At 64.8% G+C, this 16,492-nt stretch carries 9 protein-coding genes; 5 read left to right on the forward strand and 4 right to left on the reverse strand.

The window, feature by feature from the left end:
• Positions 1-15: 15 nt before the first annotated feature.
• From QTI66_RS01855 to QTI66_RS01870, 4 genes are all read right to left on the reverse strand, one after another.
• On the reverse strand, positions 16-1,077 hold the full coding sequence (locus QTI66_RS01855) for a DUF2950 domain-containing protein (protein ID WP_286557103.1): 1,062 nt from the start codon (positions 1,075-1,077) through the stop codon (positions 16-18).
• Positions 962-2,434, reverse strand: a complete 1,473-nt coding sequence (locus QTI66_RS01860) for a DUF3300 domain-containing protein (RefSeq protein WP_353506178.1) — start codon at positions 2,432-2,434, stop codon at positions 962-964. The genes QTI66_RS01855 and QTI66_RS01860 overlap by 116 nt, the downstream gene beginning before the upstream one ends.
• Positions 2,435-2,587: 153 nt before the next feature.
• On the reverse strand, positions 2,588-5,053 hold the full coding sequence (locus tag QTI66_RS01865; protein WP_286557104.1) for a hybrid sensor histidine kinase/response regulator: 2,466 nt from the start codon (positions 5,051-5,053) through the stop codon (positions 2,588-2,590).
• 82 nt (positions 5,054-5,135) lie between these two features.
• Positions 5,136-6,839 carry a SpoIIE family protein phosphatase gene (locus QTI66_RS01870; protein WP_286557106.1) on the reverse strand — a complete coding sequence of 568 codons (1,704 nt, stop codon included), beginning with the start codon at positions 6,837-6,839 and terminating at the stop codon, positions 5,136-5,138.
• A gap of 172 nt (positions 6,840-7,011) precedes the next feature.
• On the opposite strand from QTI66_RS01870, the gene QTI66_RS01875 reads away from it, so the two are divergent.
• From QTI66_RS01875 to QTI66_RS01895, 5 genes are all read left to right on the forward strand, one after another.
• A complete protein-coding gene (locus QTI66_RS01875) occupies positions 7,012-7,263 on the forward strand; it encodes a hypothetical protein (protein ID WP_286557109.1) in 252 nt (83 codons plus the stop codon).
• Between the two features lie 502 nt (positions 7,264-7,765).
• Entirely contained in the window at positions 7,766-8,038 is a 273-nt protein-coding gene (locus tag QTI66_RS01880) for a hypothetical protein (RefSeq protein ID WP_286557110.1), read from the forward strand.
• A 44-nt stretch (positions 8,039-8,082) separates the two neighbouring features.
• Positions 8,083-8,484: a hypothetical protein gene (locus QTI66_RS01885; protein ID WP_286557113.1), complete on the forward strand. Its 402-nt coding sequence runs from the start codon at positions 8,083-8,085 to the stop codon at positions 8,482-8,484.
• 23 nt (positions 8,485-8,507) lie between these two features.
• Positions 8,508-9,500, forward strand: coding sequence for a hypothetical protein (locus tag QTI66_RS01890; RefSeq protein ID WP_286557116.1), 993 nt, complete (start codon positions 8,508-8,510; stop codon positions 9,498-9,500).
• A 202-nt stretch (positions 9,501-9,702) separates the two neighbouring features.
• On the forward strand, positions 9,703-16,485 hold the full coding sequence (locus QTI66_RS01895; protein ID WP_286557118.1) for a LamG-like jellyroll fold domain-containing protein: 6,783 nt from the start codon (positions 9,703-9,705) through the stop codon (positions 16,483-16,485).
• Positions 16,486-16,492: the final 7 nt, after the last annotated feature.

Genomic DNA, 16,492 nt, shown 5'->3' on the forward strand with positions numbered 1-16,492 from the left:
GAGCGATGGGAGCCCTCAGCTTCCGGGCACCGCCACCTTTCGCCAGCTCGCATCCGGGTTGAAGCGCACCATGGCGCGCGCCGCCGCGTCGGTGCCGGGTCCGAGATCCTTCTCGTACACCGTGCCGTCGTGGCTGACGATGAGGCTCATCACGCCGGTTTCGCCGTAGCGGATCGGCCATGCGACCAGGGCGAAGCCGGCGCGCATGCGGCCCGAGATCACGTAGTCGTAGGCGCCGCCCGGCGCGTCCTTGCCCTGCGCCTTGAGGATCTTGAAGTGATAGCCGTGGTAGCCCGAGCCGCCCTTGCTGCCAGAGTAAAGCGGGCCCAGCGGACTCGGGTCCTGGCCCTGCGCATCGGGCCAGTACAGGCCGTCGTGCTTGCCGGGCGTGCTCGCGAACTTGTCGGCGTATTCGAGCACGCCGTTGCCGTCGCGGTCTTTCTGCGCGTATTCCTTTTGCGCGTCGAAGTAGGCAAGCACGGCTTGCATGGCAGAGAGTTCGTTTCGGCCGATGCGCCGCGAGCGCATCTGGTCGGCGCCGGCGTGCGTGTCGAAGCGCCACCCGGCTGCGCCCTTGACGATGGGAATGGGCAGCGTCCAGTCGCCATCGCCGGCGGCCAGGTGCGCGCGGTCGGGCTTTTCCAGCACCGTCTTGTGCTGCTTGGCCCAGGCGCCCAGGAAATCGTAGATGTCGTCGCGATCGACGCTGCCTTCGGGTACGAAGCGTCGCCAGTCGGGGCCGAGCACGGTCCGCAGGGCGCTCACGTCGCTGCTGGCGATGGCATCGGCAAAAGCCTGTGCCGCGGCGTCGGGCGAGGGATAGGCGTGCTGCGCAAACGAAGCGCCTGAAGCGAGCGACAGCGCGGCGAAGGCTGCCGCTGCCGCGAGGGTCTTGAACGATGGCATGTGCGGGGTCATGGTCCGGCCTTTGAGATGATTGGATTGCGTCATGGCGCAGCTTTCAGCGGCGTCCGCCGCCGCCGCCACGTCCGCCTCCGCCACCACCGCGCCCGCCGCCGCCGCCACCGCCTGCGCGTGCGCCGCCACCGCCACCGCCACCACCCGCCCGTGCGCCACCTCCACCTCCGTGGTGCTGCGCCATGGATTGACGGCTTGCGTCGCCGCGCGCTGCCTGCTGGCGTGCCTGGCCGCTTGCGCCACCCGCGCCGCGCAGGGCGTTGTCGCCGCCACGCGAAGCGGCCTGCGAGAACCCGGCGTCATTGCGGCCGCCCGCGCCTTGACGGTCTCCAGCGCCCTGGCGGTCACGCGCACCCTGACCAGCACCTTGCCGATCACCACCCGCTTGACGGTCACCGGCGCGTTGACGATCGCCCGCGCGATCGCCTGCGCGATCTCCGGAGCGATCGCCTGCACGATTCCCCGCACCTTGCCCGTCGCGCCCCGTCCTGTCCGCCGCCGACTGCGCGCGCTCCCGCGTGGCCGGATCATTGCGAAGCTCATTGCGCCCCTGGCCCGGATCCATGCCGCGCTGCTGCAACTGCGATTGCGCCTGCTGGCGCTGCGCATCGCGCGCCGAATCCCGTCCACGGAAGTCGGAGCGCTGATCGGCGCCTGCAACGTTCTTGCCAAATTTCTGCTGGCTGGCCGAGTCGCGGTAGGGAACACCCCGCCGATTGGCCGCGTTGTGCTGGAAGGAGGTCCGGTCGGCGCTGATCTGCCGATTGGTGTTGATGCTGTTGTAGCGGTTGGTGTTGATGTTGACGTTGCCGCCGCCCCAATTGCAATTGCCCCAGAGTGCAGCCGTCGCGGCGATGCCGACGCCGAACGCGATCCCCGTTGCCAGCGCAGCGCCGGGATAGTAGGCCGCCGGGGGCGGGTAGTAGTAAGGCGGGTACGCAGGGTAGGGCCACGCGCCGTACACCACCGTCGGGTTGTACGACGGCACATAGACCACCTGCGGATCCGCCGGCTCGATCTTGATGACGGTCTGCTGCGTCTGCGGCTCCTGCTCGACGATCACGTTCTGTTGCTCGGAGCTCTTGAGGCTCCCGTTCTTCTGCGCCTGCGCGCGAAGCCGCTGCGCGGAATCGAGAACGTCCTTTGACGAAGCGAGAAAGGCGTCACCCAGGTTCTGCACCCAGTCGGATTTGTCGCCCATGGTCTGGATCACTTGGGGGAAGGCCACCAGCGATTGCACGCTCGGGTCCCAGGGCTGATCGGCCACGGCCTTCACCGCCGCTTCGCCTTTCAGGTTGGGGTTGGCCTTGGACCATTTGGCGGCATCCGCGACGTCCGCAGGGTAGGTGGCCGCCATGAGCACCTGCGACAGCAGCGAGTCCGGATACAGCGCGATCGGCGCCATCATCTGGTCGAGTTGCTCCCTGGAGAAGGTCTGCTGGGCACCCGCCAGCTGCGTGAACAGCATGGTGGCAATCAGAAGGACGTTGGCGAATCGACGGGCTAATGCACGCATGTCGCCTCCTTTGTCGTTGAAGGCTGGAATGGCTTGCCGGGCGGCGCCGGCATTTGCAGCTTGGTCACGGTGCCATCGTGAGGCAACGAAGCGATTGCCCGATTGAGGAAAATCAATCGGGGAACCCATGAAAACGCCAACGCCAACGCGACCTCAGGCCGTTTCCTTGCGACCCTCGAAATAGGCCGCCAGTCGCGCCTGCTCCTGCTCGAACACCGGCATCCCGCCGAGAACCGCGTTCCAGTCGCCGGTGCGGCTGGCGCGGTCGATGTGCTCGCAGGCGGTGGCGAAGGCGAGCGCCCCGACCATCTTGCTGGCACCCGCCATGCGGTGCGCGAACTGGGTGACTTGCGGAACGTCGTCAGCGGACACGGCCTGCCGCAGCCCGGCCGAGTCGTCTTCGCAGGTTCGCCGGAAGGCTGCGAGGACTTCGCCCACCATCGACGCGTCGCCACCGCATGTCGACGTGAGCAGCGCCTCGTCGATGGGGCCTGCGGACGGGACGGCCTGCGGGCTTGCCGCGCCGGCAGCCGCAGCGGACGAGGAAGGAGCCCGCGGAATGGGCAGCCACCGATCGAGCTTTTCCGTGAGCTGCGCCAGTTCCACCGGCTTGACCAGGAAGTCGTCCATGCCGGCGGCGAAGCAGGTCTCGGCCTCTCCCTGCATCGCGTTGGCGGTGCAGGCGATGATCGGCACGCGCTCGCGCCCTGCGGCGGTTTCCAGCGCGCGGATGTTGCGCGCCAGGTCGTAGCCGTCCATGTGCGGCATGTGGCAGTCGGTGATGACCAGCCCGAAGCGGCCTGCCTTCCACATCTCCAGGGCCTGCACGCCGTCGTCGGCCGTCTTGGCGGCATAGCCCTGCGTTCGCACCTGGCGCAAGATCAGCAGGCGGTTGACGGGGTGGTCGTCCACCAGCAGCACCAGCGTGCCTTCCGTCTCGGCCTGTGCGGCGCCGGGCGCCACGCGGCGCATGGCCGTGGCCACCGGCAGCGTGCTGGCGATGTCGGCGCTTTCCTTCGGGGGCTCGGCAATGGGCAGCGCCATTTCCAGGGTGATCGTCGAGCCCTTGCCCGGCTCGCTTTCCAGCTTGATCGAGCCGCCCATGATGTGCGCCAGCTGACGCGAGATGACCAGACCCAATCCGGTGCCGGCCGGCCGCCGCCGCGCCTCGTCGCCTTCGGCCTGGGTGAAGGGCTGGAACAGGCGCCGCTGGTTTTCGGGCGAGATGCCGATGCCGGTGTCCTTCACCTCGAAGCGCAGGCTTTCCTGGCCCTCCGAGCGCCCGAGCCATTGCACGTTGATGTCGATCCAGCCCTCCGAGGTGAACTTGATCGCGTTGCTCACGAAATTGTTGAGGATCTGGCGCAGGCGCACCGGGTCGACCCGCAGGGCAGGGCTCACGCGCGGATCGACCATGCGCCGCACGATCAGTCCCTTGCTGCTGGCGTTGCCCAGGTAGATGCTCTGCACTTCCTCGATGAGGCGCTTGATCGACACGACCTCGGGACGCACCTCCAGCTTGCCGGCCTCGATCTTCGAGAAGTCGAGGATGTCGTCGATGATGCGCAGCAGCGATCGGCTCGATTCCCGCACGAGGCCCAGCGTCTCGCGCTGCTCGGCGTCCAGCTCGGTCAGGCTCAGCAGTTCCAGCATGCCAAGGATGCCGTTCATGGGCGTGCGGATCTCGTGGCTCATGGTGGCCAGGAAGGTGCTCTTGGCGCGGTTGGCGGCCTCCACCTCGGAACTGCGCAATGCCAGCGCCGCGTTGAGTTGCTCGATCTCGCGCTCCTTCTTCTTGCGCTCCGTCACGTCTTCCGACATGGTCAGCAAATAGCGCGGTTCGCCGTTCTCGTCGAGGATGGGAATCTTCTTGGCGTGGAGCACGCGCACGGTGCCATCGCGTGCGTGCAGGTCTTCCTCGGGGATGTCGATTTCGCGGCGCAGCGCGAGCGCTTCCTTGTCCTTGGCGGTGAAGAAGTCGGCCTCTTCTTTCGAACTGACGTAGTCGTGCACCGTCTTGCCCAGCAACTCCTTTTCGCTGAGGCCCGTCAGTTCCTCGAGGGCGCGGTTGACGCGCACGAGCTTCAGGTCGCTCGCGTTCTTGACCATGAACTGGTAGGGAATGTGGTGGATCACCGAGTTCAGGAAGGCGTTGGCCGTTTCCAGTTCAGCGGTGCGAAGGCGCACGCGCGCCTCGAGGTCTGCGTTGAGGGCGCGCAGGTCTTCTTCGGCCTGGCGCAGCGCAAGCTTCTGCTGTTGCTCGGCGAGCGCCCTGCGCACGGAAAAGCCCAGGCGACGCAAGCGGTACTTGAGCACGTAGTCGGTGGCGCCGGCTTTCATGCAATCGACCGCTTCCTCTTCGGTCAGGCCGGTGGAAATCACGATGAGCAGCATCTCCGGCCGCTCCTGGCGCACCTGCAGCACCATCTCCAGGCCGCCGACTTCGTAGGCGCAGAGCAGCAGGTCGAAGGCCTCTCGCTGCAGGGTCGCCAGAAAGTCCTCTGCGCTTTGCACCCACACGATGTCGCAGGAAAGGTCTTCGTCCTGCAGCGTGCCCTGGATGCGCTGCGCATCGGTGGGGTTGTCCTCGAGGTGGAGGACGCGGATGGCGGTGGTCATTTATGCCCCCACGCTCGGCACTTCGTGTCCTCGCTGCCCCCCGAGGGGGCGCGAGCTTGCTTGGGGCGGCCCGGCACTGCGCTCATCTGTTCGCGTCCTGCTCCGCCCGCAGCGAGTCGACGACGTCCTTGAACTCCTCGCGGTTGCGATCGCTCAGCGCGGAGAGGGCCTCGTGCGCGTGCAGGATGCGCTTTTGCACGGCGGCCAGGTCGCCTCCCGTGCCTAGGGCATAGAACTCCGGCGCGCCGGGAATGTCTTCGCGGATGGCGGCTTGCACCTGCTCCATGCTCAGTTCCTCGAACATGGCGCGCACGGCGGGCGTCACGCCCGACAGGACCACGCCGCCGTGGGCGACCAGTTCGTGCACCGTGCCCAGCCAGGTGCTGTCCATGTACTCGCAACCGGAGAGGTCCAGCACCAGGGCGCGCCCACCATCCAGCACGGCCAGGGCCGTTTCGTGGAAGGCGTCGCAATGCATCCAGCTGGCCCGGCCGCGCAATGCGAGGTGGGCGGCGTTTTCCGTTTCGCCATAGAACACCACGTCGCCCTCGGGCCGCGGCGCGCTGGCGGACGCCGCCGAGGGGAGTTCGGCGCCGTTGTCGAACCACGAGGCGCCCGCGTGCGCGTCGATGAGCAGGATGGTCACGTCATCGCGGTCCGCGCCCGCCGGCGCACCGGCGTGAAGCTGCGCCATGATTTCCTGCGCGCTGGACAGCGGCTTGGCGAGCACCTGCTCCAGCAGTTGCAGGTCGTGTTCCGAACCGGAGGGCAGGAGCCCGTCGGTGTAAAGGAGGATGCGGTCGCCCGCCAGCAGTTGCAGACGCTCCTGGCGGAAGTGCGCGTCCGGTGCCAGTCCGAGCGCGGGGCCCGTGCGGCGGATCAGGCTCGTTTCCCGGCCCTCGCGTGCATGCAGCACCGGCGGATGGCCCGCCGATGCCAGCGTGAGGCTGGATTCCGACGTGTCCAGCAGGCCAAAGACGGCGGTCAGGAACAGCCCCGGCGCGGCATGCGCCTCGCAGATCGAGCGGTTCACCGCGTCGAGCACCTGCGACGGCGGCAGTGCCAGGCCCGTTGCCGGATCCACCAGCACGAGGCGTTGCTTGAACAGCACCGAGAGCATTGCCGAAGTGACCCCGTGCCCCGTGGCGTCGGCGAGGTAGAAGGCAAGGTGACGCTCGCTGAGCCGCACCACGTCGTAGAGATCGCCGCCCACATGCTGCCCCGGTCGGTAGACCGCGTGAATGCAATAGCCCTCCATGGGCGGCGGGCTGCGTGGCAGCAAGGCGCGCTGGATGACCTCCGCGCGCTCCAGGTCGCGGCGCAGCACTTCGGAGGTCTCCTCGAGTTCGCGCACCTTGCGCTGCAGCTCGCGGTGCAAGCGTTCGCGCTCAGCCAGCAGTTGCCTGCGCTCGAGCGCGTTGCGCACCGCGACGCCCATCTCTTCCGTGTGCGGCGACTTTGGCAGGAAGTCGAAGGCGCCCAAGCGGATGGCGGCCAGTGCCGAGTCGAAAGTCTCCAGCCCCGACAGGACGATCCACATGGTGTCCGGCACGGCCTGGCGTCCCCAGCGCAGCAGCTCCAGGCCATCCATGCGCGGCATCATGATGTCGGTCAGCACCAAGGCGACGTCGGGGTGCGCGCGCAGCACCTCCTGCGCCGCGATGCCGTCGGCAGCTTCCAGGACCGGAGAGCAGCCGAGGTTTTCCAGCGTTCGCTTCACCATCAGCCGGGTCACCGGCTCGTCATCCACCACCAGCGCGATGGGCGGGACAGGATCGAGGTTCATCACATCCACTGGCAGTGCTGTGGGAGACAGATTCTCGGAGCCGGCGAGCGCAATGGCAAGCCATTGGCGCAGCGAGGCGCGCGGGCGCGGGCATACGTGCGGAAACAGTTTCTCGTTGTGCAGTACAACCATCCACTGATACCGTCGGGTTTTGATGTGAGACCCACGCCTCATGCAACATCAACAAGTCCTGACGTACAAAGGCTGGACCATCGACATCGAACTGTCGTCATCCACTCCGGGCGAGATGACGGGGGCGGCCATGCTGTCCCAAGGGGAGGTCCACCGATGCCGGATTTCCCTTACGCAGCGCACCCACAGCGTGGACTCCGCGACCGATGCCCTGACCAAGATGGCTCGCGGCTTCGTCGACGACTGGCTCGCACGCGAACACGACGGCGACACGGACTTCTCCGAGTTGTAGGCCGCGGCGGTTCGCGCCGCCAGACCCGTATCACCACTTCGCCGTTGATCGCCTTTTGGTTGACATCTTCGCGGCGGCGTGGCTGCGTCTAATGCGCTACTTGCCTTTTTGACGCCGGCACCGCCACCCATCGAATTGGGATTGCAATTTTTTGTGGCGGCGCACAGAATTCCGACCAGAATCAATTTCAGTCGCACAAAACACCGTTTTGGTGCAGCGTGCGGCTCTATTGGACGGCAGCCGCTTATAACGGGCGGCCGCGGTGGGGAGAGTATAAATCCTGTCAATAGCCCTGACACCCAGGGAAGGGAGAGCCGCGTCCGCGCGAAATCTCCGGGTGATTCCGGAACGGCATATAAAGCACAGGAATGTCCGGCGCACCGTAAATAACAAAAATCACAGGTGCACGTTCAGGCTGTCTGAAACGTAAAAACGCTTCTTGAAGGTGACGCGATCGCGCGTCCGAACCGAAATTCATCCTCTTATTGAAGGAGACTTTGTCATGGCCGTTCATACCTTGAATACAGTCCAGATTTCTGGATTGTCCGCCGCGGGCTTCAAACGATTGACAGAGCAAATAGGCCACTTGGGCCTCGATGTCACCACGACCGGCAATGGCTGCAACGTGACGGGACAGAATCTGGCGGGGAGCCTGTCGCATGATGCATCGACGGAAATTCTGACCCTCCAGATCCAGCAGGTTCCACCCGAGGCCACTCCGGGCTATTTCGTGGGCCGGCTCTACGATGAAATCCTGACCATCGCCAGGTCCTGACCGAAATTGAATGGTTTTATCAATTCACTGGAGAGGTAATTAAAATGGCTATTTACTGGGATCGGTGCACCGTCACCTTCACCAACAAAACCAACAGGCCCATGACCTTTTCGGAGGGCAACGCCACCACCGGCTTCATCGATGGCACGCCGACGGCCAATGTTGCCAACAATGAAAGCGGAACATTCACGGGATCCAGCACGTCGGCCATTCTTTCCGGGTGTGGCGGCAAAATTGTCTACAGCCTGAACGATGGCACGCTGGTCAATATCACCTACTGGACGGCCTATCCCTATGGTCCGGCAGACAGCAGTTATTACAACTGCGGTTTTCAGGGCGCCAATGCGAACCGCTACAAAGCCGCGAACAGCGACGTCAAAACAGAGAGCTCCAATGGCGGCGCCGGAAAGCGCGTGACCTGGACATTCGACGTCGTCGCCGGCTGACCCGGATTTGCATTCGAATTCCCGTGAACAAAGGGCTGACGCTCAATGAACTGGCCGCGCTGTTCGAGGCGGCCGTGATTGGCGATGGATCCCACTGTGTCGTTCGCGCCACTGAAGGCGTCGCTGCAGCAAAACCAGGCGAGCTTGTCTTTGTGGAAGCGACCGGCCAACTGGAGGCATGCGCCAAATCCAATGCTGCCGTATTGGCATTGCCTTCCGTCGTAGAGCATGGCGGATCCGGGCTATCGGTCAACGGATTGGCCTGCGCCGAACCGCGCTTGCATTTTCATGTGGCAAATCGCCTGCTCATTGCGCATGACGACCTGGCGGAAGCAGATGGCGAGGGCGTGTGGATTGCGAAAAGCGCCACGGTGCATGAATCGGCAAGACTTGCGCCCGGATGCGTGGTGCTAGCGGGTGCTTGCATTCACGCAAATGCTGTGCTGTATCCAGGTGCGGTCATCGAAAAAGATGCCAGCGTCGGCGCCGGCGCCATCATCCGGTCGCGCGCGGTCATTGCGCGCGACACGGTGATTGGCCCGTTGTGCGATATCGGAAGCGGGAGCGTGATTGGCGCCGACCCGCAGGAATTCGAAGCAGCCAACGGCGTCTGGACACGCAAGCCAGGGAAGACGCGGGTGCGCTTGGGCAAGCGCGTGGCCATCGGCGCCAATTCGGTCATTGAAAGTGGTGCGCGACGCGAAACGCGCATCGAGTCTGACGTTCTCATTGGTGGCCAGGTCTATATCGCCCATGACTGCGAGATTGACAAGGGCGTATTGATCATTGGCCAAAGCGGCCTGGCGTCTGGCGTTCGCATTGAAAACGGCGCCGCCTTGATGGGGCGGGTGGCCGTGGATGTGGATGTGCAAATTGGCCCCGGCGCATTGGTGCTGGCCATGAGCGCGGTGACAAAAGACGTTTCTGCCGGTGCGCGGGTTTGGGGAAATCCGGCACGATCACGCAATGAGGCGCTGCGCAGGCTCCACCGTCAAATGACGGACACGAATCACTGAGTGCAAACAGTTCTGCCACAAGAAAAAGACCATCGCCATCGAATTTGAACAACAGGCGATTCAAGCAGGGTAATCAAACGATGAACATCGACCTCGGCGCGCTGCGCAAGCGCGCCCGGTCAGGGGATTGCGACGCCGCCATCCGATCGGTCATGACCGGCATCGGTAGTGCTTTCTGAAAATTTTGCCTGGAGCGATAAAAATGTATACAAAGTATCAGCGCAACTGGCCTTCCGCCACAGCCAACGGAATTCAATTGACGGATCCCGTGGCCGTTCCGTTCAACGGCGACGTGGTACTGCTTGCGCGACAGGCGGCGACGCCCACCACCAAGCTGTATTACAACGTCCGCCACAACAATCCGGACGCCACCGATGGCAATGTCGAATATTCAGGCTGGTATGAACTGGACCTGACATTGATCGCCGGCAGTGGAATTGAGAAAACACCGGTCAGCCTGCGTCAATTGGGCGCGGGTTTGATCACGCTTCCCGCATCAGCGCTCGCGGTATTGCCCGCATCTGCCAATGCATTCCAGCCCGCCGACCAGCCCTTCACGGCGCTCAGCGACGAACGCTATATCTACATTTTCCGCCCGTCGGTCAATGGCACGATCTATCTGGATCGTTTCGTCCTGATGCAAGTGGCCGCGCCGCAAGAGGCCAACAACCAGGCGCGACAGGATGCTGACGCCAAGAAGCCGTCGCGCTATCAAATGGATCGCATCTGGGAATCACGTTTTCGTGTAAGCGGAAAAAAAGACACGCCCGCAGATGACACGGATGTTCTCGGCTACAGCAATATGCTTGGCCATCCCTTCATAGAACCGACGCAGGAATTGGCTACGGTACCGCGTATTCGGGATGGACGATTTGCGGTGGCATTGTTGCCAACGAGTGTCATGGATCAGCGGCGCTGGTATTTCTTCGTCCTGACCGCCACGAATATTGCGGCGGTGAGTTGGTCGCAAAGCGCCGATGGCCTTTTTGATTTCCTCACGCCCGCCGACGCTTCATTGCCGCCCTCCAAATTCGAAATTACGCCGCTTTACGACGACGGGACGACCGCATTGGCCAGCGAGGGCGGATTTTCCGCGCGAGTCTACGCGGAACAGGATCTGGCCAAGGACGGCACCAAGCTGCGCCGGGCAATGCGGCTGATGCTCACCTTTCCCGTCTCGGCCGGCGGCGTCGGGCTGACGCGCGCGCTCGCGGTGTACGACTTCGGCATCCTGCCTTCCGGACACCTGCCGGTGCCGCCCACACCGTTGAAGAGCCCCTTGATCGACGGCACGCTGGTGAACAAGAAGTTCACGCCGCCCGCGCCGCTGCCAGCCCGGTTTCCCGTTCCCGCCAACGTCGTTCATCTGGCCGGCAACGCGACGATCTACGCGTACCTGCTCGGCGGCGTGCAGCCGGCTGCCGCGCCTTTCGTGATGGACGGCGGTGACGGCCTGGTGCATTGCTACTACGCGGGCCTGGAAGGTCCGGCCCCGTATCCCTTCCTGGTGGCCCAGTACAGCCCCGAAGTCCAGCGGCCATCCGCAAAGCTGGCGTGGGTCGCCGGCGACCAGAACGGTTCGCTGGAACTCACCGCACAACGGCCCGGCACGACGCTGAACCAGTTGAAGGTGACGGTCAGCGACGCCACCAGCCCGTCGGCGCCTGCGGACCTGTGCAACATGACGGTCGACTACGGATCGGCGGTTTCCGGCATCGGCACGGAGGAGTGGACCGGCCTTCCCCGCGACCTGGCAGCGCTGATGGCCGTGCTCAACGGCTACGCCTCGGGCGAACTCGCCTCGCGCGGCGTGCAGGAGGGAAGCCAGCGCTATTTCGATTACGCCGGTGTGCGCCATCAGGCGCGGCTGCCCTTGAGCTCGGGCACGCAGAAGGGATGGCTGACGCTGGTCTCCACGCGCCTGGATCTGCCGCTGACGGAAGTCAGGGTGTCCGCTGGCAGCGGGGCGGGAAAGATCACGGTCGTCCTCGTATTCACCCAAGCCGGCAACGTCGTCACGCAGACCTGGAAGGACGCGCCTGCCACAGCCGATGGACTGCGAAGCGTGTTGCGTGGCGACGGGGCCTCCTTCTCCTACGAGCCCGCGGCGAGCGACCCGTGGGCATTCGCGCTCAGCGCGGCGGGCGGCAGTTCCACCTTGCTGTGCTACGGCTCCACGCTGATGTCTGCCGGCAAGACTTCCCTGACGATCTCCGCCGGGAGCACCAGCGACAAGGTGGACGTCAAGCTCTACAGCGAAAGCGTCGCCCAGCCCCTGAAGAAAACCGACAAGACGTTGAAAGACCAGCCCAGGGACAGTTCGCTGCTGGCCAAGGCGCTGCTCGCCATCCCGGAAGTCACGGCAGTCTTTCCCGTGATTTCCGCAAGCGACAACACGACGACCTCGCCCTACCTGCCGGTCGATGTGGACCTGCAGACCATTGCCACCACGGTGGACCTGCGCGTGCTCAGCCTGTTGTTTGGCTCGGTCGCGCCGGGAATTGCGGGGACGGTGGACCCCAAGACCGTCAGCGCCAACGTGATCCAGGGGCACCTCCAGAAGGCGCCAAAGACCGCCGACGTGCTGGTGAACCGCCTCGTGGCGCTGGTGGCCGTGGCGCCGCAACTGCCCAACAACGGCCTTGCCGCGCTGGTCGGCAACCAGGCGGGAAGCGCGACGCCGGCTTCCGGCAATGGCGCCTGGGTGAAAGCCACGCCGCTGTACGCGCTCAACCTGGCGGGTGCGTCGGCCATGACCGTGCCGACGAACCTGCCACGCAAGGACGGCCTGGCCCCGGGCAAGACCTTCACGCTGGAAGCCTGGGTGCGCCCGGACCTCAGCAACCTGGCCCCCGCGGCGAAGGGCATTGCCCGCCTGTTGAGCTTCAACGGCGAGAACGCCGGGCAGACAGCGCCCGGCCTGGTGGTTCCGAGTTCCTTCGTCACCGTCTACGCGCAGCCTGCGCTGCAGTTCGGCCCGCTGAAGAGCGCAACGGCCACGCCTTCGTTCGGCTATGTGCAGCCGAGCGACTGGTTCGCGCCGGACCAGGCGTTCACGCTGGAGCTCTGGTTCAAGCCCACCTCTCCGGTGAGTCCGCAAGGGATGAATGGCGCGCTGCTGCAGATGCTGGAGCCCAACAACCCTTCGTCATGCGCCCTCGACATCGCGCTGGATGCGTCGTTGACGCCGGTTCTCACCGTCAATGACGGCAACGCACTGGTGGCGACCAAGGCATCCGCGCCGGTTCCAGACAAGGTGTGGACGCAAATCGCGGTGGCGGGCCAGTGCCTCGACACCCAGAAGGGACTCTGGCAGGTCTCGCTCTACATCAATGGCCAGAACACCAGCATCAAGGACAAGCAGCTCACGATCGCCTGGGCTCCGACGGGGCCCAACGCCTTCTTTGTCGGCGGCAATGGCAACAGCGTCAACGGGAGCGCCGCCGCATCGCTGACGGAATGCCGCTACTGGGAAATCTGCCGCACGCGCACCGATATCCAGGACTCCCTTTACTTCACCCTGGCCGGCACCGAGCCCGGCCTGGTCGGCTACTGGCGGCTCGACGATGTGCCCGGTGCGCCCAACACACCCTGGCCCTTCAAGAATTCGGCCAAGGCCTCTGGCACGGAACTGGACGGCAGCATCCAGCCTTCGGTGGACCAGCCGGTCCAGAGCAACGCCGATGGCGCATTCCTGGCGCTTGCCGCGGGCATCGGCGGTGCGCCGCCACAAAAGGTCAATGCCTTCCTGCGCTCGACGCACTGGAACCATATCGCCGTCAGCTACCGGGCGGGCAGCGCCATTCGCCTGAACGCGACCAAACGCAATTTCGCCAATTGCGGGCACAACAGCAGCCTGAATCTCACGGACGCTTTCACCGTGGAAGCCTGGGTTCAGGTGGATGCTTCCATCCAACCGGTGCCCCAGACATTCCTGGGCAAGTGGGGCAAGGACGCCACCCAGCAGAGCTTCTGGTTCGGCCTGTCAGCCGATGGCCTGCTCAACCTGCAGGCGCAGTACGAATACACCGTGGGTGGCAGCAAGGTGCTTCAGATGGTGGACGCCAAGGCCACCGGCAAGAGCCTTCGCGACGGGCTGCCGCACTACGTCGCGGCGACGGTGAGCACGGGCACGACGGTCGACAAGTCGTCGCCGAACAATCCCCGCACGTTCGTGGTCGCCACCGTGACCTTGTACGTGGACGATCAGGCGCCGCAGATCATCAAGGTCAACATCCCGGAGAAGACGCCGAACCTCAACATCTACGCTGCCAGCGTGCAGACCACGGCAACGGACTTGCTGGTGGGCGCCGCCAAGGCGAGCCCGGTGGGCGCCGCATCCGACACGGCGCCGGAGGCGCAGATGTACCTCACCGGCATGGTGACCGGCGTCGTGCTGTGGTCGCGCGCCGCCAGCGGCGCCGACATCGCCAAGGCGAGGGCAGGGGGCATCGGCGAGCCGCGCAGCGGCGCCATCGCGGCCTGGTGGTTCCGCGAGCAGGCGGGCGTGGACGCCGTCGACAGCGTTGGAGGACTGGTTGCCAAGCTCAGCTCGGACGACCTCTGGGCCGTCTACAACCGGCTGTCGGAAATGCTGTTCTACGCCAACGGCAGGCAAATATTGGGTGCCCGCAACCTGACGCCGGACGACGCGGCCATGCAGAAAGGGTATCCGGGCGGGACGACGCAGTTCACGCTGGGCGGCTATCAGAACGCAAGCGCCCTGGAAGACACACTGGTGGTCCAGTTCAACGAGGTTCGCCTGTGGCAGCAGGTGCGCACGCCACGACAGATCACGGACATGAGTTTCGTGCGCCTGGTCGGCAATGAGGCCGATCTCAGCGGCTACTGGACCTTCGACTCTGAATCCCTGGCCGACCAAAGCCCGTCGGGCAACGGCGGCGTGATGTGGAACCACGCGGCGCCTTCGTTCGTGCTGTCCGCCGCGCCGGTGTCCAACGAAGGTCCGGCCGTTCGCAACGTGTACGGCGGCCAGCCGACGGAATACCAGCAACGGATCAATGGAACGCCGGCGGCGATCGAGTTCAGCGAGGTATCGCGCGAACCCACCAGTGCCCTGCAGCCCGACCCCAGGGACGGCCAGCCGCCCAAGCTCGTGGGCAGCATCGAGCGCGCCTACTACTACGTGTCGGGCAGCGTGGTGCTGACGCCGGGGTTTTACGCCGGTGCACTGCGCCTGGTCTACTTCGGGCAGATCCAGACGGACGCCACGCTGCTGGGCTACATCGAGGGCGCGCCACCGGTCCCCAGCGAGAACCTGACGCGTCCCTACTACGGCTCGGCCACGGGGTACTTCGGCTACTACAACGCCAGCAGCGTCACCTTCAACACCACCGAGACCACGACGCTCGTCTTCAATTCGAGTTCCTCGTACAGCAGCACGCTGAACCATTCGACCAGCGGCGGCTTCCTGCTCAAGATCGATTTCACGGAGAACGACCTGCTGTTCTTCACGAAGGCCCTTTCCAACGAGCTCAAGATCGGCATCAAGGAAAGCGGCAGCTTCGCGGACCAGTCGCTCGCCGTTGAAAACGCTTCCTCGAGCTGGGCACTGGCGGTGACGGATTCGCTTGCCTTGCGGGGCAACTGGGAGCGACCCAGCCCGCTGGTCAATCCGCAGGTGGGCCGGCGCTTCCTGCCGGACAACGTGGGATACGCGCTGGTGAGCTCGTTGACCGCCGACGTCTACCTGACCTTCAACGCGGCGACTGGTGCGTCGGTGGGGCGCTCGGTGGTGCCCAATCCCTACATACCGCCCGACAGCAACGTCATCACGTTCCGCATCAACCCGAACTACGTCAAGAACGGGACGCTGGACGGCAAGGTGGGGCTCTACACGGACCCTGACTACCTGCGGGCGGGGGCCGTGCCCGGCAGCTACTTCAAGCCCATCGAAGCCTACCGGTTGAAAAAGCAGATTGCCAGGAAGGCGCTCGACGAAGAAAAGTACTACGCCCAGCTCGACACCTACAAGCGGGCCCTGGGTTCCACCAAAAACCTGGACGACCAGGAGCCCTACCGTCTCGTGGATCGAAGCGCCAGCCAGGCGGTCGCACGCAAGGGGATTGCCAACACCTACGTGTGGACGGCAGCCGGCGGCATGCACGCCGAGCAGGAGCAGTTCACCGACCAGTTCACGACCACCTTCACCGGCGGCTACAGCGTTGCGAACCAGTTCGGGCCCGTGCTCGATTTCAAGGGCGCGAGCGGGGAGCTCGCCATGGTGGGCGGCTTCTTCACGCTCGACTGGCTGGCGGGCTTCAAGATCGACATCACCGCCACCAAGACGCGCACCAAGGCCAACACCTTCGGCCTGAACGTCGCCGTGGTGGGCGAGCCTGCGTTGCTGGGCGGCTGGGACGATGCAAGCAAGACCTATTCGGACAAGCCCGTTGCGGGCAAGGTCGCGAGCTATCGCTTCAACACCTTCTACCTGCCGCCCGATGCCGCCAACGGCAGCGTGCTGATGAAAGGCGACGGGCTTGCAGAGCCGGTGGTCGACGTCGAATGGCTTCGAGGCAACGAGCCCGACGCCCTGACGCTGCGCACCGCCAACACCGCGAACCCCGCCTGGCGTGTGCTGCATCGCGTCACCTACGTCAATCGCATTCCGCCGGGTGCCGACAACATACCCAGCCAGGTGCTGCCGCCGCCGGTGGCGCGCATCGTGGACCTGGACAACAACGAGATTTTGGTGGGCCTGATCATGGCGGCCCTTGGCCCCAACGACCCGAGCGCGCAGAACGTGGGCACGGCCGTCATGGCCGTCATGAATCCGACGGGCTCCGCAGGGAACTACCCCAGGTCGCAGCTGGGGGCCGTGGTTCCGTGGTGGGAAGCCTTCCTGAACACGACGCGCGGCGCCAAGCCCGACAAGGACAACTATCAGTTGCTCCAGGGGCTCCAGCTGGACATCTTGAAGTACGTGCTGGCCGGTTTCGAAGACGGCACGCTTCGTTCATAGCGACATA

This window comes from Variovorax brevis (assembly GCF_030317105.1).
In the GTDB taxonomy this organism is placed as follows: Bacteria; Pseudomonadota; Gammaproteobacteria; order Burkholderiales; family Burkholderiaceae_C; genus Variovorax; species Variovorax brevis.